Origin of the sequence: Spirillospora sp. NPDC052269, from assembly GCF_040679435.1 — a bacterium.
GTDB lineage: Bacteria > Actinomycetota > Actinomycetes > Streptosporangiales > Streptosporangiaceae > Spirillospora.
Genome location: NZ_JBFAUU010000013.1, coordinates 97,719 through 121,862 on the forward strand (window position 1 = coordinate 97,719; position 24,144 = coordinate 121,862).

A 24,144-nucleotide genomic window follows, 5' to 3' on the forward strand; every position below is an offset into this window, starting at 1 on the left:
CAGGGGCCGCTAGGGGAGGAGTGAGACCCGGTGCCGGGCGAGGGCGAGTGCCGGGTAGCACTCGTCCGGCACCGTCTGCGCGCCGCCGAGGACGGCGCGCAGGCGCTCGCCCACGGCGGCGGGCGAGAACGGCTGGACGGTGCACAGTTCGGCCTGCATGGCCTGGCGGGCCGCGGTCATCAGCGCCGGGACGTCCCCGACCGGGACGATCTCGGTCGGCGTGTCCCCGTAGCCCAGCCGGACGGCGATCGCGTGCAGGTCGCGGCCGTCCGGGTAGCGGAACTCGCAGACGATCCGGTCGCCGTCGAGCGGGCCCTCCTGGATCAGCCAGACCTGGCCGGGCGCGACCGCGCCGAGGTCCCGCGCCCAGGACGGTTCGTCCGCGTCCATCCCGTCCGCGGCCTTCGCGGCGATCTTGCGGACCTCAGCCGGGCCGATCGCGGCGAGCCCGCGCAGGAACGTCCGCGCGCCCGGGGTTCCCGCGGCGCGGAGGGACGTGACCAGGTCGCCCAGCGCGGCCCGGCGGCCCTCGGCGTGCGGGGCGGCGGCCTCCAGCGTGCCGAGCTGCGCCGACACCCACACCTCGGCGGGCAGGGCGGCGGGCAGCGCGGGCAGCTCGCCGGCGGCCCGCACGAACACCTCGTACACCTCGCGCAGGCCGGGCAGCAGCAGTCGGGGTCCCTGGACGGGTCGGGTCGCGGTCACGGCCCCAGCGTACGGTCCGCGCTCTACCGGTCGGTAACCCGGCCAGGCGGGGACCCTTGCCTTTTGGATAGGTCTTACTGACTTCATGGCTCCGACCGGCGCTTTGTAGCGTCCAAACCGGCAACGGAGGCATCAGAAGAGAGCGGAGGCGCCACCTATCCCTGACGTCACAGAGCGCTCCTCCACAGAAGGCGACACTCACTCCAGCGTGGAGCGATTGTGGGCGACCGCCCCACGCGCACGGAGGAACGAAGGCGGGATGGGCGTGAATCTGGAGGAAGTCCTGGTCTACCGACTGTTGCTCGCGGTGGACATCCAGGGCTACAGCAGGCTCGACGCGCGCCGGCAGCTGGCCGCGCAGCACGACCTGGCCGACGTGCTGGACAAGGCGGCGGCCGCCGCCGGGCTGAGCCGGTCCGACTGGACCGAGCAGGTCGGCGGGGACGGCGAGCTGGCCCTGCTGCCCGCCGGGACCGCCCCGGCCGTGGTGGCGGGCGATCTCGTGATCGGCTTCGAGTCCGCGCTGCGGGAGGTGAACACCGCCCGCGACGGCGCCGGGCCGCTCGACAGCGAGCGCGGCGGAGGGCGGCTGCGGGTCCGGCTCGCGCTGCACCACGGCACGCTGACCCCCGGCCCGTTCGGCCCCGCCGGAGACGCTCCGGTCGTGGTCCAGCGGCTGCTCGACTCGACACCGCTGCGCCGCCTGCTGGACGACCCGCGCCGCGACCTGGCCGTGGTGGTCTCGGACGCGATGTTCGACGACGTGGTGCGCTCGGGCTTCTGCGCTCTGCCCCAGTCGGCGTTCGAGGCCGTCCGGATCACCGCCAAGGGCGCGGTGTTCCACGGGCACCTGCTGACCCGCCCGCCGGAGCCGCGCGTCCGGCCGCTCCGGGAGCGTCCGGTCCGCGCGGCCGAGGGCGACCCGCCCGTCCGGCTGACGGACCTGACGCTGCTCACCGGGGTCGGCGGACGCGGCGACGGCCTCAACTGACAGCCTGGAGGGGACGTCCCGGAAAGTGCCCGCCCCGCGCCGGGAAGCGCGGGGCGGGCCCGGGGGTTGTCGCAGGAGACCATCGGAGCGAGGACGGCGGAGGCCGACATGGCGGACGAGACGGGGCTGCGGAAGCTGCTCGGGGAGCGCAGTCTGGGCGCCCTGGTGACGCTCAAGAAGGACGGGCGGCCCCAGCTGTCCAACATCGTCTTCCAGTACGACCCGGACCGGGACCTGGTCCGGATCTCGGTCACCGACGACCGGGCCAAGACCCGCAACCTGCGCCGCGACCCGCGTGCGAGCCTGCACGTGAGCAGCGAGGACGGCTGGTCCTGGACGGTCGCCGAGGGCACCGCCGAGCTGTCGGAGGTCGCCGCGGACGTCCACGACGCCACCGTCGAGGAGCTGGTCGACCTGTACCGCTCCATCCGGGGCGAGCACCCGGACTGGGACGAGTACCGCCGGGTGATGGTCGAGGAGCGGAGGGTCGTCGTGCGGCTGCCCGTCGAGCACGTCTACGGGCAGCCGCTCCGCTGAAGGTTCGCCGGACGGCGTCTACTCGGAGAGCAGGGCGGCGAGCACCCTGCTGTCGCCCCGCTGCCAGACCGTCCCGACCTCGCCGAAGCCCGCCTCGTTCAGCACCCGGACGTGCGTGGACAGCAGGTGCGACTCCGAGCCGTGGTGCGCGGCGGCCGAGTCGTCGCGGGCGGTCTTCAGCGGCCCGAGGTCGGGGTCGACCGCGGCGGCGTCCCACCAGTCGCCCCAGTCCTCGGGCGGGGTGTCGCCGAAGCGGCGCGCCTTCTCCCGGAGCTGGATCGCGCGGTCCAGTTTCGACAGGCCGGGAGCCCGGTCCTCAACACCGAAGTTGTCGCCGTTCAGGAAGAGCGCGCCCGGACGCAGAACGGTCGCCAGCTCGCCGTAGGTGACGGTGAGCTCGTCCTCGGTGATCCAGTGCAGCGCGGTGGTGCTGACCGCCGCGTCCGCCGGACGGTCCAGGCCGAGCGCCTTCGTCCAGCCGGGGACGCGCAGGTCGGCGTCGACGAAACGGAGGTTCGCGCGCCCGGAATGGACGGACCGGCCGAGCGTGAGCAGCAGCGGGTCGGTGTCCACGGCGACGACCGTGGCGTCCGGCAGGCGGTCGAGCAGGCGGGCCGCCAGCGAGCCGGGGCCGCAGCCGAGGTCCAGCACCAGCGGGTCCGGGCGGCCCGCGGCCTCCAGGGCGTCGATCAGGGTGGTGAAGCGTTCCTCGCGGTCCGGCAGGTAACCCTCCTGCTGCCGGTCCCAGCGGGTGATCCAACGGTCGGCGACGGTCGGGGTGAGCGTGCTCATGAACCCTCCTGTAACTGCCGTGTAGGCTTTCGGTGGTCACATCGTGCCCCGAGAGGATGTAACTGGTCAAGTGGAATTCAACAGTCACTCAGATCGGGTCGTCACCGCGGCGGTCGAGCTGGTCAACTCCCTCACCCCCGGCGAGCGGCGCGGACGTCCCTACACGCCCCCGTCCGACCTGGGCGAACGCTCCGCCGCCGCGCTCGCGATCTGGGGTGAGGACACCGAGGACGCGCGCTTCACCGAGGCGCAGCTGGACGAGCTTGCCGTCGTCGCCGCCCGGTTGCGCGAGGTCTTCGAGGCCGTCGCGGACGGCGACGTGGACGGCGCGGCCGAGCGCGTCAACCGGTTGCTGGAGGACACGCAGGCCCGTCCGCGGCTCGCCCGGCATGACGGCGAGCCCTGGCATTTGCACTTCCACGGCGCCGACGACGGGCTGACCGCCGAGTACGGCGGCCCCTGCGCGACCGGCCTCGCGGTCGTCCTCGGCGGCGAGCTGTACGACCGGCTCGGGGTCTGCACCGCGCCCGCGTGCGACCGCGTCTACGTCGACACCTCGCGCAATGGCACCCGCCGCTACTGCTCGACGGCGTGCCAGAACCGGGTGAAGACCGCCGCGTTCCGCGCCCGCCAACCCCGTCCGTAACCGGCCAGCTCCTCATCGCCTGCCCCACCGTCCCGCCGTGTCACGCTGGCGGCCCGGGCGGCACGACGGTGGGAGGGCCGGATGTGCGGAGACCGCACTGACGCTGTGGACGTGCCCGAGACGGTTCGGCGCGCGTTGGCGGAGTACCGGGCGCTGCTCGCGGCCCACGGCCCCACCTGGGGCGAGGACCCGATCCACTACGTCCGGCAGCTGGACGTCGCGCCGTTCGTCCCGGACGAGCGGGACTACTTCGTCGCCTGGTTCCTGAAGGCGGTCGAATGCGCCGAGGGATCGACCGGCCCGCACATCGAGGCCGCGCTGAACAGCGTCGACATGCACGAGATCCTGCGGGACGTCCTGGGCGGCGAACTGCCCGACAACCTGGCCGCGCTGCGCCTCACATCCGGCGGCGCGCACGTCGAGGCCCACCCGCGTCCGGTCTTCGCCGCAGGGACCCGGCACGCGACCACGCTGCTGCTCGACTCGTCCCGCGACGAGGCCGTCCGCGTCGAGATCGACAGCGTCGTCTACGACCTCAAGCCCTTCGGCGCGAGCCTCGTGCCGATCGCGAGCGACAGCAAGGTCGTCGTGGACGACGTGTCCGTCCCGCTCGACGTCGTCACCCGCGAGGTCGCGGTGGCGCGGCTCCGCGTGCGCGCGGGCCTGCCCTGCCGCTGGACGGTCGTCGGCGACGACGGCCACGGCTGGTATCCGCCGGACGCGCCCGACCGGCACGACGCGCACGCCCAGCCCTACTTCCACGGCGACGATCTCGTCCTGGACGTCCCCGCCGAACCCCTCACCGTCCGGGTCACGCGCGGCGCGGAGTACGAGATCGTCGAGACCCGCGTCCACCCCGCCCCGGACGAGGAACTGACCGTCGACCTGACCCCGCCCCGCCGCTACGACGCTCCCGCGCGCGGCTGGTACGGCGGCGACATGCACGTCCATATGAACTGGGCCGGAAACAGCGTCGGCACGCCCGAGCAGGCCGCCGCGATCCAGCAGGGCGAGGACCTGCATGTCCTCAACCTCGTCGCCGGGAACGTCTCGTCCGTCCGCGTCTACGACCGTGAGGCGCTGGACCACTGGGCCGGGGCCGACGCCCCCTGGTCCACCCCTGGCCACATCGCCCGCTTCGGCGTCGAATACCGCAACGACCTGCTCGGACACCTCTACGCGTTCGGCATGGACCGTCCGCCCGAGCTGTTCCACACGGGCTTCCTCGGCTCCGACGACTGGCCGCCGAACGCCGAGGGCGTCAGGCGGCTCACCGAGCTCGGCGCGATCGTCGGCTACAGCCATCCGTTCCACCTCGCGGTCAGCGAGGACGGCGATCCCAGTGAGGCGCTCTCCGACGGACGCAACTGCTCGGCCCGCGAGATCGTCGCCGACGCCGCACTCGGCCTCGTGCACAGCCTGGACGTCCTGAACCACTCCGACGTCCACGCGACCGCGCGCGTCTACCGGCGGCTGGTCGGCGCCGGGAACCGCCTCGCCGTCACCGCCGGGAGCGACACGCAGATCTCGTTCACCCGTCGCGGCAACCAGTCCAGCCCGCCCGGCTGGGAACGCGTCTACGCCCGCGTCGACGGTGTCCTGACCGCCGCGTCGTTCGCGGACGCGATCCGGCGCGGACGCACCTTCGCGACCACCGGCCCCTGGCTCGAACTCGAGGTCGACGGCCACGGCCCCGGCGACACCCTCGATCTTCCGGCGCCCGGCGGGACGGTCACGGCCACGGTCCGCGTGGTCGGCGAGGAGGTCGAGTCCGTCCAGCTGCTCACCGCGGACGGCGTCGTCGCCGAGGGCCCGCCGGACGAGCTGACCGTCCGGCTCGACATCGCCGAGCCGACCTACCTGATCGCCGTGGCGTCCGGCCCGGAGCACATCCGGTCGATGCACCGCTCCGGCGTCTACGCCCAGACCAGCGCGGTCCACGTGCACGTCGCCGGGCGCCACGTCGCGCGCGAGGACGACGTCCGCTGGTGCCTGGGCTTCCTCGACGGCTTCGAGCACATGATCCGCGACCGCGCGCGGCTCAGCGACGACGGGCAGCTCGCCGACCACATCGACCTCATCGAGGCCGCGCGGGCTGTCTACCGCGCCCGGCTGGGCTGAGAACGCCCGTGGAAATGGGCGCGGGACGGAGGCACCCCGCAGTTCCTCCGTCCCGCGCGTTCAAGGGGCCCCGGCTCAGGTGAGGTCGGGGCCGTAGACCTCCCAGAGCTCGCCGGCGAAGAACCGGCCGAACTCCATCAGCGCCGTCGTGCCGTGCGGCCCGCCGGTGCGGAAGGTGGTGAGCTGCCGCGCGAAGTCGGTCAGCTGGATGTGCAGCACGCCCGCGCCGACGACCTCGGCGTCCGGCTCGTCCTCCGGCCGCACGTGCCCGGCGAGCAGGCGCGTGTAGAGCGTGGACGTGTCCGGCCAGATCCGGGTCGGCGGGCCGTGCAGGACGTTCTTCTCACCGGTCAGGGTGAGGTCGCGGCCCCGGTCGTCGGTGAAGAACAGCCGGTACCGCATCACCCGGCGCTGCGCCTCGCCGGTCGGCGCGAACAGGTTGAACCAGCCCTGCGTGACCGGACGCCGCCCGCCGCATCCGGCGGCCTCGATCCAGCCTTCCGCGGTCGCCTCGTGCTCGCGCTCGGAGAGGAACCGGTGCACGTCGTCGGTGCTGATGGTCAGCCGGAACGCGACAGGCTCCCGGCCCTCGTGCACCTCGCCCGCGCGCGGTTCCGGGGTGCCGAAGGTGACGTGGCCCTTCATCTGCTCGGTGAAGGACAGCGACGTACGCCCCGCCGCGTGCTGGGACCGGTCCCCGGGTCCCGTCCGCGGCCCCGGCTCCGGGGTGTACGCACTGCCGCTCACCGCCCCGTGCTGCGGGCCCGCCGAAGGGATGGGCCCGGCCCCCGCGCTTCTGGAGGCGGCCCCCACGCCTGCCCCGACGCTCGCGCCCACACCGGCGACGATGGTGGCCGCGGGCGCGCTCGCGGCCTTCGTCTCGGACTTCGTGGAGGACGCGCTGGTGGTGGACATGCTGCTCTCCAACAGGTGGGTGCTCATGCGGTCGGCGAACGCCGCGATCGTCAGCGAGGGGTTCGGGCCGACCGGCCCCGGCATGACCGAACCGTCCGCGATGTGCAGTCCGGGATGGCCGTAGACCTCGCCGTAGGGGTCGCACACGCCCACGCCCTCGTGCGCGCCCATCGGCACACCGCCCAGCGGATGGACGGTGATGATCCGCTTGCGGAACCACATCGGGTTGTCGGCGTACTCGGCGCCCAGGACGTCGGCGATGCTCTGCATCGTCTTGCGGACGCGCTCGAAGTAGGCCTCGCTGGTCTTGGTCGTCCAGTCGGCGTAGAGCCGGCCGTGCTTGTCGAGGTCGAGGCGGCCGTCGGGGATGTCGCGGCCCATGCCGAGCAGCGGCAGCGAGCTGACCGTCAGCGAGCCGTCGCCGACGAGCCTGCTGAGCTCGGCCGACAGGTGCGTGTCCGGGACGTCCTTGAAGAAGTCCAGGAACCGCTCGGCCAGGAACTTCACGATCCGCTCGATCTGGCCGGGGACGTCGAGCCCCTGGACGGCCCAGTCGACGAAGCCGGGGTAGCCGCCGTCCTGGATGTAGGCGCCGCGGCCCGCGCCGGGCACGCCGTCCACGTCGTCCGGCAGCCGGATCGCGCTGGTGATGACCGGGCCGCGCGCGGCGTCCAGCGGACGCACCCGGTTGCGGTCCTTGGCCTTGAGCAGGAACGTCAGCAGGTCGCCGTTGCCGCTGAACCGGGTGCCGAGCGCGTCGGTCAGCCCCGGCAGCGCCGCGCGCGAGCGCAGCAGGATGCGCGCGGTCCCGTACGTCCCGGCCGACAGGATCAGCCGGTCGCAGCCGATCGTCTTCAGCGCCCGCTTGTGCGCCTTCGACTCCATGTCGTGGACGATGTAGTCGACCTCGTACCCGCCGCCCGGACGCGGCCGGATCGCCTTCACCTCGTGCCCGGTGCGGATGTCCGCGCCGTGGTGCGCGGCGGCCGAGATGTAGGTGTGGTCGAGGGTGTTCTTCGACCCGTCGTTGCAGCCGATGTCGCACTCGCCGCACAGGTTGCAGGTGCGCCGTGGGACGCCGTGGATGTTGCCGAAGGACGGCTCGGCGATCGGCAGGCCGACCGCGGGCTCCCCGCCCGCCTCGGCGGCGAACCGGACCGCGAGCGGCGGCAGCGTCACGTCCAGGCCCAACTCGGCGGCCGCGTCCTGCATGGCGTGCGCCTTGGGCGTGTTGTCGAACGGCGCGCGGTCCAGGGGGAAGGGCGTCGGCTCGAGCATCTTCTCGACGGCGTCGTAGTGCGGGTCGAGGTCGGCGCGGGAGATCGGCCACGACTCGTAGGAGCCGTCCGGCATCTCCTCGTGCACGAACCAGCGCTCGTCCTTGCGGAGCAGCACGTTGGCGTAGATCAGCGAACCGCCGCCGAGGCCGGACGACACGACCGAGTCGCAGCCGTCGAAGCGCCACACGTCGAACATGCCGTACAGGCCCGCGCGGGGTTCCCAGAACGCCCGGCCCATCTCGGCGGGAGAGCGGGGGAAGGCGCCGGGCGGGTAGGGGCGGCCGCGCTCCATCAGCACCACCGACCGCCCGGCCTCGGCCAGCCGGTACGCGCTGACCGACCCGCCGAATCCCGAGCCGACGACGACCGCGTCGACCTGCTCCATGCTGTTGCTCCTGCTCTTTCTCACTGTCGGACGCGACGGCGCCCCGGCCCGGCCAGGCGGCCTAGGCGGAGTGCCGCTTGAGGAAGTCGACGACGCGGGGGAACACGTCGAGGTGCGAGTTCTTGCCGATGAGGGGGTCGAGATGGCCGTAGCCGGGCAGCACCGCCAGTTCGTGGCGGCCGGGCGCGGCCTTCTCGAGGATCTTGTGGAAGTGCACGTTGGAGTCGGTGAAGACCCGGTTCCTCTCCGGCGCGAGGAGCAGCAGCGGCGTGGTCACCTCGGCCGCGCTCGCCAGGTAGTCCTTGGGCAGCGCCGCGTACTTCGGGTCCTTCGGCGCGAACTTCACCGCGCGCCCGGCCCCGACCATCCTGCGGACGTGCCGGTAGTAGTGCAGCCCGGACGCGCAGCAGATGTCGGCGACGCGCTCGTGCGTGACGGGCAGCAGGTTCTCGTGCTCGTACATCGCGGGCTTGCCCGCGCCCCACTGGAAGCTCTGCATGTGGCAGGCGCGCTGGTCGCACTCACCGTGGAACAGCGACACCAGCCGTGACAGCATCCAGCCGCGGGTGAACGCCGGGGCCTCGCCGAACCGCGGGTCGATGTACGGCAGCCCGGCCACGTACTCCAGGAACGTCGGGCCGAACGACAGCTTCAGCTTGGAGAACGCCGGCACCCGCGGCGTGAGCGAGACGCTGTTGCAGGTCAGGGTGGTGATGTCGGTGACGGTCCCGGCGAACAGGGCCATCGTGAACGACACCGAGCCGAGGCAGTGCGCGATGACGTGCAGCCGCCGGTCGCCGATCTCGCGGCGGATCACCTCGATCGCCGCCGGGAAGTCGTACAGCGCGATGTCGTCGAGGGTGTACCGGTGGGTCTCGGTGTCGTAGGGGAACCGGCCGCTCATCCGGAAGTCCAGCGCCCACACGTCGGTGAACCCGGCGTCCAGCAGGTGGGTGGTGAGGTTCTGGTGCTCCGGCATGATGAACACGTCGCTGGCGGAGGTGAGGCCGTGCACCAGCAGCACGACGTCGTCGCACTCGGCGCGCTCGAACCTGGTGAGCTCCAGGCCGAGGCCGTCCTCGGTCGCGAACGGGAACACCGTGACGTCGGCGTCCTTGACGCCCGCCAGTGTCCGCCGCGGAATCGTCGTCTGTGTCATCCCCGCCTCCCCGCCTCCGTATTCACCCGCAAGAATGATGCTGCCGGGCACTGACCGGCGGCATCGTGGGAAACCCTGACTTGTCCCGGAAGCCCGGACCCGGTGGCACTGACATGCCTGTGCGCACCGCATCCACCGCGCCCCGGTGTGTGCTGAACTCGTCCTTCATGGGACGACGGCGTCGCGCGTCCGGTTGGGACGTCCGGCGGCCCGGATGTCCGGCCCGACGTCCGAAACCGTTCCCGAAACGACGTTCGCCCTAGTATCCGGCTAATTCAGGACAGGCGTCGCGGCGGGGTCAGTCCCGGCCGGAATCGCCGCGGTTGAGAGCGCTGACGACGCCGACCCGGGACGAGACGCCGAGCTTGGTGAAGATGTGCGACAGATGCGTCTCCACCGTCCGGACGCTGACGAACAGGCGCTCGGCGATCTGCGAGTTGGTGTAGCCCTCGGAGACCAGCGACGCCACCTCGTACTCGCGCTTGGACAGCCCGCTCGGCCCGGAGCCGCGGCCGCCGGGCGCGGGCACCCGCACCCCGGCGCGGCGCTGCTCGCGGGCCGCCTGACCGTGCAGCGTCCGCGCCCCGCACGCCTGGAACGTGTCGGCGGCGATGCGCAACTGCTCGCGGGCGGCCTTGCGGTCCCCGGCCTCGGCGTAGGCGGTTCCGGCGCGCAGCCGGGCGCGTCCGGCGTCGATGCGCTCACCGGCCGCCTCCAGCGCCTCCGCGGCGGTGATCGCGGTGCGGGCGGCCTCGGCGGGTTCGGTGCTCAGCAGGGCGTGCGCGCGGGCGAGGTCCGCGAGCGCGTTGTTGGAGTCCACGCCGTCCAGCCGCATGTGCTGGGCTCGCTCGGCCCACTGGAGCGCGGCGTCCCGCCGGCCCCGGCCCGCCTCGACCTGCGCGAGCGTCTCCGCGCAGGACAGCAGCGTGCGCTGGTCGAGCGTGGGGGTGTCGAATCCGTTGGCGGCCGTCATGACCGCCTGGACGCCCTCGTCCTGGCGGCCGAGGCCGAACAGCGCCATCGCGCGCGCGTAGTGGGCCATCGACCCCCACCACTCGCCGGCGCCCGCGCCGGTCGCGATGGCCTCGTCGGCGTGCCGCAGCGCGGCCTCCTCGCTGCCCGACCAGGTCGCGACCAGGCTCTGCTGGGTCAGCGCGAACACGATCTGCTGCCCGGACGCGACCAGCCGCGCCTCCTCCACCGCGTCCTCGGCGGCGGACGCGGCCTGTGCCAGGTCCCCGAGCGTTCCGTAGGAGCGCGCCAGTCCGGCGAGCAGGTTGGGGACCACGTACAACTGGCCGGTGTCACGGGCGACGTCGAGCGCCCGCTCGAAGTGCCGCGCGGCGTTGCGGAACCGGCCGAGCATCGACTCGGCCCAGCACAGCCAGGCGATCGCGTCCATCCAGTCGGCCAGGTGCTCGTTCGGAGCGGTGTGCAGCAGCCGGTCGGCGACCTCGGCGTAGCGCAGCGCGTCGGCGACGCGTCCACCGGCGAACGCGGGCATCGGGCGCAGCGCCGCGACCGCGACCCTCAGGCTCGGCTCCCAGTCGTCGGAGTCGTCCGGCATCAGGTCCAGGACGGCCTGCGCGGCGCGGAACTCCAGCCGCATCGTGCGCTCGGCGACCAGCCGCATCCGCAGCGGGATCGCGGCGGGGGAGCGCGGGTCGGGCATGTTCCGCAGCTCGTCCAGCAGCAGCGACCGGGCCTCGTGCGGACGGTCCAGCTGGCGCTCCATCAGCGCGGCGAGCCGGGCCGCCTTCGCGCGCCGGCCGTAGTCGTCGGAGGGCAGCAGCCGCAGCAGCGTGCGCGCGGTCTCGCGGCCCTCGGTGAGCGCGCCGCCGACCGACTGCACCTGCGCGAGCTCCATCAGCAGGTCGATCCGGGACGGCAGGCCCTCGCCGCCGGGCGCGTTCTCCGGCATCAGCCGCAGCGCCGCCTTCAGCCAGTGCGCGGCGGTGACCGGAGCCTGCGTCGCGTACGCGCGTCCGGCCTCCACGAGCGTGGCGATCGCCGGCCGGTCCCCGACGCGTCCGGAGCGTTCGACGTGCCGGGCGCGGACCGCGGCGACCGCTCCGATCTCGGCCAGGTAGGTCGCGATGCGGGCGTGCGCGGCCAGACGCCAGCCCGCCGCCGCCGAACCGTACGCCGCGTGCCGGACGAGCGGGTGCCGGAACCGGAACCGTCCCGCGCCCGGACGGACGATGTCGCGGGCGACCAGCTCGTCCAGCGCCGACAGCGAGACCGGGTCGGAGACCTCGGCGGCGACGGCCGCGAGCGCCGGGGCGAACTCGTCCGCGGCGACCGCCGCGCCCTGCGCCACGCGGAGCGCGTCGGGGGACAGGCCGCTCAGCTCCATCTGCAGCGCCGCGCGGACGGCCGGCGGCAGGCCGCCCTCCTGCGGCCCCTCGGCGAGCGGCTCCTCGCTGCGGGCGAGCGCCTCGAGGTAGAACGGGTTGCCGCCGCTGGCCTCGAACAGCTCGCGGCAGCGCGTCGAGGTGACCTTCGGGCCGAGCAGCTGCGCGACCTCGTCCTCGGTCAGCGGACGGACCCGGACGCGGTGCCCGCACGCGCCCTGCACCGACGCCTCGACGAGCGCCGCGAGCCGCGCCGACGCCTGCGCCGGACGGAAGGCCACCGCGATCATCACGCGGGCGCGCGGCGGATGCCGGACGAGGTAGTCGAGCAGTTCGATCGTCGCCTCGTCCGCCCAGTGCACGTCGTCCAGGATGAGGACGAGGCCGTCCTCGGCGGCGAGCTGCTCGAGCAGCCGGCGCACCGCGCGGTACAGCTGGTAGCGGGCGACGGGGGTGTTGCCGGTGATGGTCGGCATCGTGCCGTGCACGACGGCGGCGAGCGCGGGGAAGACCGGCAGCAGGAGCTTCACGGTCGCGGGACCGAGCTCGGGGAGGTGCTCCTCGAGGTGGTCGTCGAGCGCGTCCACGACCGCGCCGAACGGCATCTCCTGCTCGAACTCGGCGGCCCGTCCGGACGACACGGCGAGCTTGCGCGCGACCGCGCCCGCGGTCAGTTCGCCGAGCAGTCGCGTCTTGCCGGCGCCGGGCTCTCCCGCGAGCGCGACGAACCGGAACACACCGGCGGCGGCCTCGTCGAGGCTCTCGTCGAGGACCTGGAGGACGTCGCCCCGTCCGACCAGCGGAACCTGGCCGGGACGCACGTCATCGCGCTCGTTCGGACCGCGCCCCGTCGCCGGGCCGCCCGGACTGTGCCCGGCCGGGCGCGGACGGTCCGCGCGCTGCTGGTCCGTACGACCATCCATGTCCACACCCCACCAGAGACAGGCGGTCGATACGCCGTGTTGGTACTCTTGTCGCGAATGCGTCGATCGCGGGGGCCACTCTACCGAGTGGACGGTCGGTTCGAGTGATCAGCTCCCCCTCGATCGCCACAGTGCTATCAACCGTCCTCAGGACACGGGTGTCAACCGTCTGAAGTGGACCGTGCCTTAGTCGTCATCTTCTTCCGTCCGGTTCCGACAGGGTTCACCCGGACGCGGCGTCCGTCCTCGGACGCGCGATGACCAGCGCCGACCTGGCGGGCACGAGGGTGACGTTCTTGAGCCGCCGTTTCTCGTCCTCCGGACGCGCCGCCGTCAGCGTCACCCGGCGCAGAACCTCGGCGAGCACCACGCGCATCTCCAGAAGTGCGAGCTGCGCGCCCGCGCAGTAGCGCCGTCCGCCGCCGAACGGAATCCACGCGCGGTTCGCGCGCGCGACCGCCTCGGGGGACGACACGCCCGCGATGAACCGTTCAGGCCGGAACCGCTCCGGGGATGGGAACGCCTCCGGGTCGCTCAGCACCAGCGGGATCGACGCGGACAGGTACCAGCCCGCCGGGATCTCGTAGCCGCCGATCTTCGCCGTGTCGTCCAGCAGTCTCGGCGCGCCGAGCACGACCGGCCGCGCGCGCAGCCCCTCCTTGACGACCGCGTCCAGATAGGACGTCTCACCGCGTCCGGCGGACGACCCGGACGTGAGCTCGGCGACGAGCGATCCCATCGCGCGCGGCGTCCGGACGAGTCGTTCGAACGTCCACGCCAGCGACGTCGCGGTCGTCTCGTGCCCGGCGGCGAGCAGCGTCATCAACTCGTCGCGGATCTCGCGTCCGGTGAGGGGCGCGCCGTCCTCGTCGCGCGCGGCGACCAGTTGCGACAGGACGTCGGGGGCCCCGGCCGTCGCGTCCGGTTCGGCGCGGCGGCGGGCGATCTCGTCGTAGAGGATCGCGTCCACCTCGTCCCGCGCGCGGGCGTACTGCGTGGTGGGCAGCGCGCCCGCGCGCAGCAGCAGCGGCGAGGAGAGCGCGCGCTCGCGGACGTTCGGCGGGATGCGGACGAGCGCCGCCGACCCCGCGACCCGCATCAGCCGGGGCAGCAGCGTGCGCAGCGCGCCGAGGCGCCGCGCGTCCTCGATGCCGAACACGACGCGCATGATGACCTCGAGGGTGATCCGCTCCATCGCGGGACGCAGCGGCATGGCGACGCCGACCGGCCAGCGCCCGGCCTCGGCCGCGGCGATCTCGGCGATCCGGTCCGACCAGGCGGCGACCGCGCGGCCGTGCAGCGGCGGGCTGACCAGGCGGCGGTGCCGCCACCACGGCTCGCCGTCCAGGCAGAGCAGCGACTCCTCGCCGACGATCGGCCCGATGAACGCCCGCCGCATCTCGCCCGCGCGGCCCGGCCCGCCGTCGGTGGCGAAGACCTCCTCGGCGAGTTCGGCGTTCGCGACGCAGACCTCGGGCGGGAGCCCCGGGTACCGCAGGGTGAAGATCGGGCCGAACCGGCGGCGGCCCGCCTCGTAGAAGCCCAGCGGGTCGGCCATGAGCCGGGCGACCTGGACCGCCGGGGGCATGCGGAAACCGGGAGGCAGGGGTGCGGAGGGCACGCTGGAGTGCGCGGCGGAGGGCATGGCGGGGCTCCTGTACGGGGTGGCGATCCCCCGATCGTGCCCGGGCCCCGGGGTCGTCACATCGTGGGAAACCCCGACATCTTTTCGGGCCCCGCTTTCGGGGCATGGTCGAGGGATCGGATACAACCGAGACCCATGTCCGTGCGCACCGATCCGCGGACGGGATCCGCGCATGCGTTTTGTATCTATAAGGGGGGAATGTGACCGTACCCAACGTGCGGCTCAACAATGGCGTCGAGATGCCGCAGCTCGGCTTCGGGGTCTGGCAGGTCGCCGACGACGAGGCGGAGAAGGCCGTCGGCGTCGCCCTGGAGAACGGCTACCGGAGCATCGACACGGCCAGCGCCTACGGGAACGAGGCGGGCACCGGACGCGCCCTGCGCGGTTCCGGGATCGGCCGCGACGACCTGTTCGTCACCACCAAGCTGTTCAACTCCGACCACGGCTACGACTCCACGCTGCGCGCCTTCGACGCCAGCATGGAGCGGCTCGGCCTGGACGTCCTGGACCTGTACCTGATCCACTGGCCGGTGCCGTCGCACGACAAGTACGTGGACACCTGGCGGGCGTTCGAGAAGCTCTACAACGACGGCCGCATCCGCGCGATCGGCGTCTCCAACTTCACCGTCGGCACGCTGGAGCGGCTGTTCTTCGAGACCGAGGTCAAGCCGGTCCTGAACCAGGTGGAGCTGCACCCGAACTTCCAGCAGGCGGAGCTGCGCGCGTTCCACGACGAGCACGACATCCGCACCGAGGCGTGGAGCCCGCTCGGCCAGGGCAAGGGCCTGCTGGACGACCCGGACCTCGCCCGCATCGCCGAGGCGCACGGCAAGACCCCGGCGCAGGTCGTGCTGCGCTGGCACGTCCAGATCGGCAACGTCGTCATTCCGAAGTCGGTCACGCCGTCCCGGATCGCCGAGAACATCGACGTGTTCGACTTCCAGCTGAGCGACGCCGACATGGCCGCGATCGCGGGGCTGGACTCCGGCGGGCGCATCGGCCCCGACCCGGCCACCTTCGACTGGATGGGCTGACCAGGGGCTCCTTCAAGGGCTTCATGGGTTTCACGGGCTGAACCGGCGGGCTCGTTCACCTGCCGGGCGATCAAGGTTGTCCGGGACGTCACCGCCGGGTTCCCGGTCGGGACACCGTCGGGTCGGTACGTTCCGGGCACACCTCACCCCCATGAAAGGGAGCCCGACAGATGATCCGTCGAGCCCGAGCCCTCGCGGCGGCCGCGGCCGTCCTGGTGCCGGTCGCCGCCCTCGCGGCCACCACCCTGCCCGCAGTCTCGCCCTCGGCCGCCACCTCCGCGCAGGCAGAGCCCGCCCTGACCGCCGCCCGCGGGCCGCTGATCATCGGCCACCGGGGCGCGTCCGGGTACCGTCCCGAGCACACGGAGGGCTCCTACGAGCTGGCCGTGCGGATGGGCGCGGACTTCATCGAGCCCGACCTGGTCGCCACCAAGGACGGCCGGCTCGTCGTCCGGCACGAGAACGAGATCGGCGGGACGACCGACGTCGCGTCCCACCCGGAGTTCGCGGGCCGCAAGACGACCAAGACCGTCGACGGCACGAAGATCACCGGCTGGTTCACCGAGGACTTCACGCTCGCCGAGCTGAAGACGCTGCGCGCGGTCGAGCGGCTGCCCGAACTCCGGCAGCGCAACACCCTCTACAACGGCCGCTACCAGGTGCTGACCCTCCAGGAGGTCATCGACCTGGCCAAGCGGTTCACGCGCGAGTACCACCGCAAGATCGGGATCGTCCCGGAGACCAAGCACCCGACCTACTTCCGCTCGATCGGGCTGCCGCTGGAGAACACCGTCGCCGCCACGATCAAGCGGAACGGCTTCGACCAGGGCGGGCGGACGGTCGTCCAGTCCTTCGAGCCGTCCAGCCTGCGGATCCTGCACAAGGCGCTGCCGCACGTGACCGTCCTGCAGTGCATGTCGGCCAGCGGCTCGCCCTATGACACGGTCGCGACCGGCCAGGGGCCGACGTTCGCGGAGATGGCCAGGCCCGAGGGCCTGAAGACCGTCCGGACCTACGCCGACTGGATCGGCCCGGAGAAGTCCATGGTCGTCCCGCCGAAGGCGGACGGCTCGCTCGGCACCCCCGGACCGCTGGTCAGGGACGCGCACCAGGCCGACCTCAAGGTCGTCCCCTACACCTTCCGGAACGAGAACAACTTCCTGCCGACCGACCTGCGCAACGGGACCAACCCCGGCGACTACGGGCGGATCTTCCAGGAGTACGACACGTACTTCAAGGCGGGCATCGACGGGATGTTCACCGACAACTCCGACACCGCCTACCGCGCCCGCCAGGACTTCCTGGGCGAGCGCTCCTGATCCACCGGCTCAGCCGGCCCCGGGGTCCCGCCACATCAGCCACACCGGCGGGGCCCCGTTCCCCGGGAGCCGCAGCTCCTTGGTCACCTTGAACCCGAACTTCTCGTAGTACGGGACGTTGCTCTCCTTGGACGACTCCAGATAAGCGGCCGCCCGGGACTCGTCGCACCGGTCGAGCCGCGAGCGGAGGAGGACCGTCCCGAGACCGTTGCCCTGCGCCTGAGGATCAGTGCCGATCATCGACAGGTACCAATGCGGTTCCTTCGGATGTTGGCCTTCGACACGTCCCAGGGCCCGCAGGGCGGCCGGCAGGCGCGTCCCGAACGCGCGCACGAGCGGGACGGCCTGACGCGCCTGCGCCGAGAGCGGCGTCCGCCACGCGCCGGGCGGATCCCACAGCGCGGCCGCCTCGATGTCGTGGAAACGTCCGGTGTGCTCGCTCGCGCCATGCCCCAGATGGACCTCCCGGAGCAGGATCGCGAACGCCGCCCGGAGCCGCCGCGGCCGGGACGCCTCGTCCGGCAGTATCCAGCTCCACACCGGGTCGTCGTCGAACGCGCGCGCGAGGACCGCCGCCACCCGATCGACGTCGGCGGCCGCCGCCACCCGCGCCGAGGGCGCCGCGTCCGGAGCCGCCGGTGATTCAGAACCCGCCATGGAGGACCTCCCGAGGGGATCCGCCGATCATCGATCGCCCGGCGCCCCAGGGTCAACCCCCCGACTCGATGGCCCTGAGTACCGGATCGGTAGCGTGGAGTACATGGAAGTCTGGACGGGCCCGGACGGCCTGCGCGTCACGGCCGTCCCGTTGGACGGCGCGCACCGCGCCTGGGCCGACTTCGCGGGCGTCCCCGCCGACGCCACCTCGGCCTTCCTGGTCACCCGCGAGGGGCGGCCGGTCGGCCGAGGCTGGTACGCGACCACCGAGGATCTGGCCGGCCTCGTCGACCTGGCCTCCCTCACGCCTGCCTGAGCGTCCGCCGGCCGCCCTCACGTGGGGCCGGCGTCCGCCCGGCACTGATCATGCCCGTGTGAGCGCCTGGGCGGCCCGTGCCGCCGCGCCGATGACGTCCGGGATGCCGCCCGTCAGGAACGGACGGCCGCCGCGCAGATCGCCGACGACGTGGACGCGCGGGTCGGACGGCAGGATCCCGCCGTCCGGATGCCGTGCCGCGAGCCCCTGGCCCAGCAGCGTGCCGACCAGCTCGGCGGCGGCCCGCGGGACGGACCCGGGCGGCGGGTTCACGGCGTTCACGACCACGTCCGCATGGCGCGTCCCGCCGCCGGTCTCGATCACGAAGCCCCCGTCCGCGGAAGGCACGGCCCGGACGGCCCGGACGTCCGCCAGCGAGTCCAGCTGCCCGGAGTCGTAGAGCGCCAGCATCCGCACGGCGTTCACCGGGACCATCGGGGACGCCAGCGACACCGCCAGCCGCCCGTGCCGCCGCAGCGTCGCCCGGTCCGCCTCGGACAGCAACGGCCAGGCGGTCGCCATGACGCCGTGGCAGGCGTCCTGGACCAGCCGTCGCGCCTGCGAGCGGGTGCCCACCGTCTCGATCTGGCGGCGCAGCCGGACGGCCGGGGCCTCGGTGGCGGCGGCGCGCAGGTCGGCCTCCAGGGCGGCGATGTCCTCGCCGAGGCCGTCCAGCTCGGCGCGCAGCAGGTCGTGGAGGCTCGCGAGCGTCACGTCCGCGCCGAGCGCCTCGACCGCCTGCACGGTGAGGTGCTCGGGCCGGTAGTCGTCCGGGCGCTGCCAGACGTGCGGGAGCATCCCGCCGCGTGACACCAGCGAGATCGGGCCGTCGTGGCCGCGCGCGGCGAGCGACACGGCCACGTCCACGGCGGTCAGCCTGCTGCCGATGATCGCGACGGACGCCTCCGGGCGCACGTCCGCCAGCGTGCGGGCCAGCGGATAGGGGTCGGTGACGTACCCGGGCGTCCCGTCCAGGCCGTAGAGGTCGGCCGGGGTGCCGGAGCCGACGCAGAGCACGAGCCGGTCGGCCTCGTGCTCGCGGCCGTCCTCGGTGCGGATCCGCAGGTCGCGGGTCACGGCGACGACCCGTGACGGCACCAGGCGGACGTTCCCGGCGGCCATCGCCTTCCCGGCCGTCTCCTCCAGGTACTCGCCGTAGAGGGCGCGCGGAACGAGCGGAGCGCCCAGCAGGGGGTCGAAATAGGCCGCGCCGCGCTCGCCCAGCCAGGAGGAGTAGTGCTCCCGGTCGCCGTGCCGCACCGACATGATCGCTGGAGGGACGTTCACGAGCACGCTGTCCAGGTCGGGCGCGTAGGGCCGTCCCCGCCAGGGGTGCGGGGACGGGTCGAACACCACGACATCGGGCACGGCGCCGTCCGCGCCTGATCGCGCGAGGGTGTCGATCAGGCCGACGGCGGCGGGGCCCGCTCCGATGATCGCGATTCGCATGGGTCGTTCCTCTCGGGGGTCGTTCGGCGGGCCCGGGTCTCGCGACCGGCGCGACCGGCGCGGGCGGGGCGCCATGCCCCGTTCGCGGCGCTCGCCCGGACGGCACCCCCTCAGGCGGGGGGTGACCGGGGTCCGTACCGGACAGAGTGATCATCATGCCGTCCGACCGGAGCTCCACCGTCCCCGACGTGGCGGAACGCACTGCGCAGGGGCGAGCCGGTCTCCCGGATGCTCGCCGGGCACTGCTGGCCACGGGCCGGGAACGTTGCCGGAAGGTTGACCTGAGCGCCTCCTGATCTCCGTGCGTTTTGCGGGAATGAGGGTGATGGTGTAATCGTTTACACGAGCGATGTAAACGATTACATCACCGGTTCCCGAGAGGGGGTGCGGACATGGCCGTCCAGAGCAAGGCCAGCGTCAAGGACGTGGCGAAGCTGGCGGGCGTGTCGGTCGCCACGGTCTCGCGCGTGCTCAACGACAGCGCGACCGTGTCGGAACAGAACCGTGCCCGCGTGCTGGCGGCGGTCGAGCGGCTCGGGTACCGGCGCAACGCGGTCGCGCGCTCGCTGCGCACCGACGCGACCGGCACGATCGGGCTGGTCATCGGCGACATCCTGAACCCGTTCTTCACCGAGCTGGCGCGCGCCGTCGAGGACGAGGCGCGCATGGCCGGGTACGCGGTCGTGATCGGCAACGCCGACGAGCGCCCGGGCCGTCAGGACGACTACGTCCGGACCCTGCTGGAGCGCCGCGTCGACGGCCTGCTGCTGTGCCCCACCGCCGAGCTGACGCCGCTGGTCCGCGACACCGTCGAGTCCGGCACCCCGGTCGTGTTCCTGGACCGCACGCTGCACGGCCTCGACGTCCCGACCTTCCGGGTGGACGGCGCGGACGCGATCGACGAGCTCGTCGGGCACCTGCTCGCGCTCGGCCGCCGGCGGCCCGCGTTCGTGTCCGGCCCGGCGATCCTGTCCACCGGCCAGGAGCGGACCGACGCGTTCTCGTGCGCCCTGGCCCGCCGCGGCCTGCCGGTGCGGCCCGAGTACCTGGAGGAGGGCGACTTCCAGGCGGCCAGCGGCCGCGCCGCCCTCGCCCGGCTGCTCGACCTTCCCGAACCCCCCGACGCCGTGGTCGCCGGGGACAACCTGATGGCCCTCGGCGCGCTGGACGAGATCCACGCGCGCGGGCTGTCCATCCCGGGGGACATCGCGCTCGCCTCGTACGACGACGTCCCCTGGTTCATCCACCTCGACCCGCCGCTGACCGCGATCGCCCAGCCCGTCCAGGAGCTCGGCAGGCGCGCCGTGCGCGCGCTCACCGAGCGCGTGGCCGGGCGTGAGGTCGAGACGGTGACGCTGCGGGCGCGACTGGTCGTCCGGGGGTCCTGCGGGGAGCCGCAGGAACACCCGCGGTACGGAAGGCACAACGAAGGGAGCGTTCCGGCATGAGCACCGGGAGATCCGGAGAGATCCTGCGCGTGCGGGGGTTGCGCAAGGGCTTCCCGGGCGTGCAGGCGCTGGACGGGGTCGACTTCGACCTCAGTCCGGGCGAGGTGCATGTGCTGCTCGGCGAGAACGGCGCCGGGAAGAGCACGCTGATCAAGACGCTGTCCGGGGCGCACCGTCCGGACGAGGGCACGATCGAGGTGGACGGGAAGCCCGTCGAGATCCGCTCGGCGCAGGACGCCGCGGCGCTCGGCATCGCGACCATCTACCAGGAGTTCAACCTCGTCCCCGAGCTGACCGTCGCCGAGAACCTGTTCCTCGGCCGCCAGCCGCGCCGGTTCGGCCTGGTCGACAAGCGGGCGATGAACGCGCAGGCGCGCGAGCTGCTGGCCCGCGTCGGCGTGGACGTCGACCCGGGCACCCGGATGGGCGACCTCGGCATCGCCCGCGCGCAGATGGTCGAGATCGCCAAGGCGCTCGGCCTGGACGCGCGGATCCTGATCATGGACGAGCCGACCGCCGTGCTGACCACCGGCGAGGTGGACCGGCTGTTCGAGATCGTCTCCGGGCTGCGCGAGCAGGGCGTCGCGGTCGTGTTCATCACCCACCACCTGGAGGAGATCCCCCGCATCGGGGACCGGGTGACGGTGCTGCGCGACGGCCGCTCGGTCGGGCGGGTTCCGGCGGACACGCCGGAGCGCGAGCTGGTCCGGCTGATGGTCGGCCGCTCGATCGAGCAGCAGTACCCCCGCGAGCGGAACGAGCCCGGCGAGGTCCTGCTGCAGGTCCGCGGGCTCGGCCGCGAGGGCGCGTTCGAGGACGTGTCGTTCGAGGTCCGGGCGGGCGAGGTCGTCGGTCTCGCCGGCCTGGTCGGCGCGGGCCGCACCGAGGTCGCGCGGGCGCTGTTCGGCGCGGACCGCTACGACACCGGCGAGGTGATCGTGGACGGCAAGCGCCTGGCGCCGGGTTCGGTGCACGCGGCGCGGGAGGCGGGGCTCGGCCTCGTCCCCGAGGACCGCAAGGGCCAGGGCCTGGTGCTCGGCGCGGACGTCGGCGAGAACCTCGGCCTGGTCACGCTCGGCTCGGTCAGCCGCGGCGGTGTCGTGGACCGTTCCAAACAGCGGGTCGAGGCCGCCGGAATGGCGGACCGGCTCGGCGTGCGGATGCACGGCCTCGGCCAGGAGGTCCGCACGCTGTCGGGCGGCAACCAGCAGAAGGTCGTGATCGGCAAGTGGCTGCTCGCCGACGCCCGGGTGCTCGTCCTGGACGAGCCGACCCGCGGTGTCGACGTCGGCGCGAAGGTCGAGATCTACCAGCTGGTCAACCGGCTCACCGCGGCCGGACGGGCCGTGCTGATGATCTCCAGCGACCTGCCCGAGGTGCTGGGGATGAGCGACCGGGTCCTGGTCATGTCACGCGGCCGGATCGCCGGCGAGCTGGCGTCCGGCGAGGCCACCCAGGACGCGGTCATGGAACTCGCCGTGGCGAGCACCCCTGAGAACTCCCAGAAGGACCCGCAATCATGAGCACCACCACACCGCGCGAGACGCGGCAGAGCAACGGAACGAGCATCGCACGCCGGTTCCTCGGGGAGAACGGGGCGCTGGCCGGACTGGTCGCCCTGGTGATCGTCCTGGCGCTGATGTCCAGTGACTTCCTCACCGTCACCAACCTGCTGAACGTCGGCGTGCAGGCGGCCGTGACCGCCATCCTGGCGTTCGGCGTCACCTTCGTCATCGTCACCGGCGGCATCGACCTGTCGGTGGGCGCGGTCGCCGCGCTGTCGGCGGTCGTGCTCGCCTGGACGGCCACCAACCACGGCGTGCCGTGGCCGATAGCCCTGGTCCTGGCCGTCCTCGTCGGCATCGCCGCCGGACTGGTCAACGGCCTGCTCATCACCTACGGGCAGCTGCCGCCGTTCATCGCGACCCTCGCGATGCTCGGCGTGGCGCGCGGCCTGGCGCTGGTGATCTCCGACGGCAGCCCGATCCCGCTGCCGGGCGCGGTCACCCACCTCGGCGACACCATCGGCAAGTACCTGCCGGTGCCCGTCCTGGTCATGCTGGCGATGGGCGGGATCACCGCCCTCGTCCTGGCCCGCACGTACTCGGGCCGCGCGATGTACGCCATCGGCGGCAACGAGGAGGCCGCCCGGCTGTCCGGCATCCGGGTCGACCGGCAGAAGCTCGCCACCTACGCCCTGTCCGGCGCGTTCGCGGCCGTCGCGGGCGTCGTCCTGGCCTCCCGGCTCGCCTCGGCGCAGCCGCAGGCCGCCAACGGCTACGAGCTGGACGCCATCGCCGCCGTCGTCATCGGCGGCGCGAGCCTCGCGGGCGGCAAGGGCCGCGCGTTCGGCACCCTGGTCGGCGCGCTGATCCTCGCCGTCCTGCGCAACGGCCTGAACCTGCTGTCGGTGTCGGCCTTCTGGCAGCAGGTCGTGATCGGCGTCGTGATCGCCCTCGCCGTCCTGCTGGACACCGTCCGGCGCAAGGGGCTGCGGCTGTCGTCCCGCAAGGCGTGGGCCGGCGCGGCCGTCGCCCTCGCGGCGATCGTCGCGATCGCGGTCGGCGTCGCGTCCACCGGCGACAAGTCCGGCGGATCGGGCGGCGTCGCGGGCGGCGCGCACAAGAACATCAAGATCGGCCTGTCGGTCTCCACGCTGAACAACCCGTTCTTCGTCCAGTTCCGGGACGGAGCGCAGGAGGAGGCGAAGAGGCAGGGTGTCACCCTGACCGTCCAGGACGCCCAGAACGACGCGTCCCAGCAGGTCAACCAGGTGCAGAACTACAGCAGTCAGGGCATGAAGGCGATCGTGATCAACCCGGTCGACTCCGACGCCGCCGCTCCCGCGGTCCAGGCCGCCAACCGGGCCGGCATTCCGGTGGTCGCCGCCGACCGCACCGTGAACAAGGCGCAGCTGGCCCAGTTCGTGGCGTCCGACAACGTCGCGGGCGGCAGGGACGCGGCCAAGACCCTCGCCGACTCGCTCGGCGGGCAGGGCAAGATCGTGATCATCCAGGGCCAGCCGGGCACCTCGGCATCCCGCGAGCGCGGCCAGGGCTTCGAGGAGGGCATCAAGCGGTTCCCCGGCATCCAGGTCGTCGCCAAGCAGCCCGCCGACTTCGACCGGACCAAGGGCCTGGACGTCATGACCAACCTGCTCCAGTCGAACCCCGACGTGAGCGGCGTGTTCGCCGAGAACGACGAGATGGCGCTCGGCGCGATCAAGGCGCTCGGGAACAAGGCCGGCTCGAAGGTCAAGGTCGTCGGCTTCGACGGCACGCCGGACGGCGTCAAGGCGGTCAAGTCCGGCACGCTCTACGCGACCGTCGCCCAGCAGCCCCGGCTGCTCGGCCAGATGGCGGTGCAGAGCGCGATCAAGGCGGCCCAAGGTGAGAAGATCGACTCGACGAACGCCGTGCCGGTGAAGGTCGCGACCCGCGAGAACGCCGACCAGTTCACGAACTGACA

The 24,144-nt window shown here is 72.9% G+C and carries 18 protein-coding genes; 10 read left to right on the forward strand and 8 right to left on the reverse strand.

The window, feature by feature from the left end:
• Nucleotides 1-9: 9 nt before the first annotated feature.
• Entirely contained in the window at nucleotides 10-705 is a 696-nt protein-coding gene (locus AB0L06_RS27165; protein ID WP_500233929.1) for a hypothetical protein, read from the reverse strand.
• Nucleotides 706-970: 265 nt separating this feature from the next.
• On the opposite strand from AB0L06_RS27165, the gene AB0L06_RS27170 reads away from it, so the two are divergent.
• Together AB0L06_RS27170 and AB0L06_RS27175 are read left to right on the forward strand one after the other, a co-directional pair.
• Complete coding sequence (locus tag AB0L06_RS27170; protein WP_500233930.1) at nucleotides 971-1,696, forward strand: hypothetical protein; 726 nt, start codon at nucleotides 971-973, stop codon at nucleotides 1,694-1,696.
• A 108-nt stretch (nucleotides 1,697-1,804) separates the two neighbouring features.
• Nucleotides 1,805-2,233 carry a PPOX class F420-dependent oxidoreductase gene (locus AB0L06_RS27175; RefSeq protein ID WP_500233931.1) on the forward strand — a complete coding sequence of 143 codons (429 nt, stop codon included), beginning with the start codon at nucleotides 1,805-1,807 and terminating at the stop codon, nucleotides 2,231-2,233.
• Nucleotides 2,234-2,251: 18 nt separating this feature from the next.
• On the opposite strand, the gene AB0L06_RS27180 is transcribed toward AB0L06_RS27175, so the two are convergent.
• On the reverse strand, nucleotides 2,252-3,025 hold the full coding sequence (locus AB0L06_RS27180) for a class I SAM-dependent methyltransferase (RefSeq protein WP_500233932.1): 774 nt from the start codon (nucleotides 3,023-3,025) through the stop codon (nucleotides 2,252-2,254).
• Between the two features lie 70 nt (nucleotides 3,026-3,095).
• Here AB0L06_RS27180 and AB0L06_RS27185 point away from each other — a divergent pair, with 70 nt between their 5' ends.
• Both AB0L06_RS27185 and AB0L06_RS27190 read left to right on the forward strand, forming a co-directional pair.
• Nucleotides 3,096-3,671 (forward strand): CGNR zinc finger domain-containing protein, encoded by a 576-nt coding sequence (locus AB0L06_RS27185; RefSeq protein ID WP_500233933.1) that lies wholly within the window; start codon nucleotides 3,096-3,098, stop codon nucleotides 3,669-3,671.
• 111 nt (nucleotides 3,672-3,782) lie between these two features.
• Entirely contained in the window at nucleotides 3,783-5,792 is a 2,010-nt protein-coding gene (locus AB0L06_RS27190; RefSeq protein WP_500233934.1) for a CehA/McbA family metallohydrolase, read from the forward strand.
• A gap of 75 nt (nucleotides 5,793-5,867) precedes the next feature.
• Here AB0L06_RS27190 and AB0L06_RS27195 read toward each other — a convergent pair whose 3' ends face one another.
• From AB0L06_RS27195 to AB0L06_RS27210, 4 genes are all read right to left on the reverse strand, one after another.
• The gene (locus AB0L06_RS27195) at nucleotides 5,868-8,372 is read right to left on the reverse strand and encodes a GMC oxidoreductase (protein WP_500233935.1); all 2,505 of its coding nucleotides are present in this window, start codon (nucleotides 8,370-8,372) and stop codon (nucleotides 5,868-5,870) included.
• A 61-nt stretch (nucleotides 8,373-8,433) separates the two neighbouring features.
• Nucleotides 8,434-9,531, reverse strand: a complete 1,098-nt coding sequence (locus tag AB0L06_RS27200; RefSeq protein ID WP_500233936.1) for an alpha/beta hydrolase — start codon at nucleotides 9,529-9,531, stop codon at nucleotides 8,434-8,436.
• A 298-nt stretch (nucleotides 9,532-9,829) separates the two neighbouring features.
• Nucleotides 9,830-12,808, reverse strand: a complete 2,979-nt coding sequence (locus AB0L06_RS27205; protein WP_500233937.1) for a helix-turn-helix transcriptional regulator — start codon at nucleotides 12,806-12,808, stop codon at nucleotides 9,830-9,832.
• A gap of 223 nt (nucleotides 12,809-13,031) precedes the next feature.
• A complete protein-coding gene (locus tag AB0L06_RS27210) occupies nucleotides 13,032-14,453 on the reverse strand; it encodes a cytochrome P450 (protein ID WP_500233938.1) in 1,422 nt (473 codons plus the stop codon).
• 239 nt (nucleotides 14,454-14,692) lie between these two features.
• Here AB0L06_RS27210 and AB0L06_RS27215 point away from each other — a divergent pair, with 239 nt between their 5' ends.
• Entirely contained in the window at nucleotides 14,693-15,487 is a 795-nt protein-coding gene (locus AB0L06_RS27215; RefSeq protein ID WP_500234112.1) for an aldo/keto reductase, read from the forward strand.
• A 170-nt stretch (nucleotides 15,488-15,657) separates the two neighbouring features.
• On the forward strand, nucleotides 15,658-16,806 hold the full coding sequence (locus tag AB0L06_RS27220) for a glycerophosphodiester phosphodiesterase (RefSeq protein WP_500233939.1): 1,149 nt from the start codon (nucleotides 15,658-15,660) through the stop codon (nucleotides 16,804-16,806).
• A gap of 9 nt (nucleotides 16,807-16,815) precedes the next feature.
• Here the strand turns inward: AB0L06_RS27220 and AB0L06_RS27225 are convergent, their stop codons facing one another.
• Nucleotides 16,816-17,463, reverse strand: a complete 648-nt coding sequence (locus AB0L06_RS27225; protein ID WP_500233940.1) for a GNAT family N-acetyltransferase — start codon at nucleotides 17,461-17,463, stop codon at nucleotides 16,816-16,818.
• Between the two features lie 103 nt (nucleotides 17,464-17,566).
• On the opposite strand from AB0L06_RS27225, the gene AB0L06_RS27230 reads away from it, so the two are divergent.
• Nucleotides 17,567-17,779 (forward strand): hypothetical protein, encoded by a 213-nt coding sequence (locus AB0L06_RS27230; RefSeq protein WP_500233941.1) that lies wholly within the window; start codon nucleotides 17,567-17,569, stop codon nucleotides 17,777-17,779.
• A 48-nt stretch (nucleotides 17,780-17,827) separates the two neighbouring features.
• Here AB0L06_RS27230 and AB0L06_RS27235 read toward each other — a convergent pair whose 3' ends face one another.
• Complete coding sequence (locus tag AB0L06_RS27235; protein ID WP_500233942.1) at nucleotides 17,828-19,228, reverse strand: FAD/NAD(P)-binding protein; 1,401 nt, start codon at nucleotides 19,226-19,228, stop codon at nucleotides 17,828-17,830.
• 392 nt (nucleotides 19,229-19,620) lie between these two features.
• On the opposite strand from AB0L06_RS27235, the gene AB0L06_RS27240 reads away from it, so the two are divergent.
• From AB0L06_RS27240 to AB0L06_RS27250, 3 genes are read left to right on the forward strand one after another with little or no spacing between them, the layout of a single operon-like run.
• Nucleotides 19,621-20,676 carry a LacI family DNA-binding transcriptional regulator gene (locus AB0L06_RS27240; protein ID WP_500233943.1) on the forward strand — a complete coding sequence of 352 codons (1,056 nt, stop codon included), beginning with the start codon at nucleotides 19,621-19,623 and terminating at the stop codon, nucleotides 20,674-20,676.
• Nucleotides 20,673-22,199, forward strand: a complete 1,527-nt coding sequence (locus AB0L06_RS27245; RefSeq protein WP_500233944.1) for a sugar ABC transporter ATP-binding protein — start codon at nucleotides 20,673-20,675, stop codon at nucleotides 22,197-22,199. The genes AB0L06_RS27240 and AB0L06_RS27245 overlap by 4 nt, the downstream gene beginning before the upstream one ends.
• Nucleotides 22,196-24,142, forward strand: a complete 1,947-nt coding sequence (locus AB0L06_RS27250) for an ABC transporter permease/substrate-binding protein (RefSeq protein ID WP_500233945.1) — start codon at nucleotides 22,196-22,198, stop codon at nucleotides 24,140-24,142. Before AB0L06_RS27245 ends, AB0L06_RS27250 begins: the two co-directional genes overlap by 4 nt.
• Nucleotides 24,143-24,144: the final 2 nt, after the last annotated feature.

Bases quoted from the DNA above. Each gene is read 5' to 3' on its own strand.
- AB0L06_RS27245 (WP_500233944.1), top strand. From the start codon at position 20,673: ATGAGCACCGGGAGATCCGGAGAGATCCTGCGCGTGCGGGGGTTGCGC.
- AB0L06_RS27200 (WP_500233936.1), bottom strand. From the start codon at position 9,531: ATGACACAGACGACGATTCCGCGGCGGACACTGGCGGGCGTCAAGGAC.
- AB0L06_RS27240 (WP_500233943.1), top strand. From the start codon at position 19,621: ATGGCCGTCCAGAGCAAGGCCAGCGTCAAGGACGTGGCGAAGCTGGCG.
- AB0L06_RS27215 (WP_500234112.1), top strand. From the start codon at position 14,693: ATGCCGCAGCTCGGCTTCGGGGTCTGGCAGGTCGCCGACGACGAGGCG.
- AB0L06_RS27210 (WP_500233938.1), bottom strand. From the start codon at position 14,453: ATGCCCTCCGCCGCGCACTCCAGCGTGCCCTCCGCACCCCTGCCTCCC.
- AB0L06_RS27205 (WP_500233937.1), bottom strand. From the start codon at position 12,808: ATGGATGGTCGTACGGACCAGCAGCGCGCGGACCGTCCGCGCCCGGCC.
- AB0L06_RS27180 (WP_500233932.1), bottom strand. From the start codon at position 3,025: ATGAGCACGCTCACCCCGACCGTCGCCGACCGTTGGATCACCCGCTGG.
- AB0L06_RS27195 (WP_500233935.1), bottom strand. From the start codon at position 8,372: ATGGAGCAGGTCGACGCGGTCGTCGTCGGCTCGGGATTCGGCGGGTCG.
- AB0L06_RS27250 (WP_500233945.1), top strand. From the start codon at position 22,196: ATGAGCACCACCACACCGCGCGAGACGCGGCAGAGCAACGGAACGAGC.
- AB0L06_RS27175 (WP_500233931.1), top strand. From the start codon at position 1,805: ATGGCGGACGAGACGGGGCTGCGGAAGCTGCTCGGGGAGCGCAGTCTG.
- AB0L06_RS27230 (WP_500233941.1), top strand. From the start codon at position 17,567: ATGGAAGTCTGGACGGGCCCGGACGGCCTGCGCGTCACGGCCGTCCCG.
- AB0L06_RS27220 (WP_500233939.1), top strand. From the start codon at position 15,658: ATGATCCGTCGAGCCCGAGCCCTCGCGGCGGCCGCGGCCGTCCTGGTG.
- AB0L06_RS27225 (WP_500233940.1), bottom strand. From the start codon at position 17,463: ATGGCGGGTTCTGAATCACCGGCGGCTCCGGACGCGGCGCCCTCGGCG.
- AB0L06_RS27235 (WP_500233942.1), bottom strand. From the start codon at position 19,228: ATGCGAATCGCGATCATCGGAGCGGGCCCCGCCGCCGTCGGCCTGATC.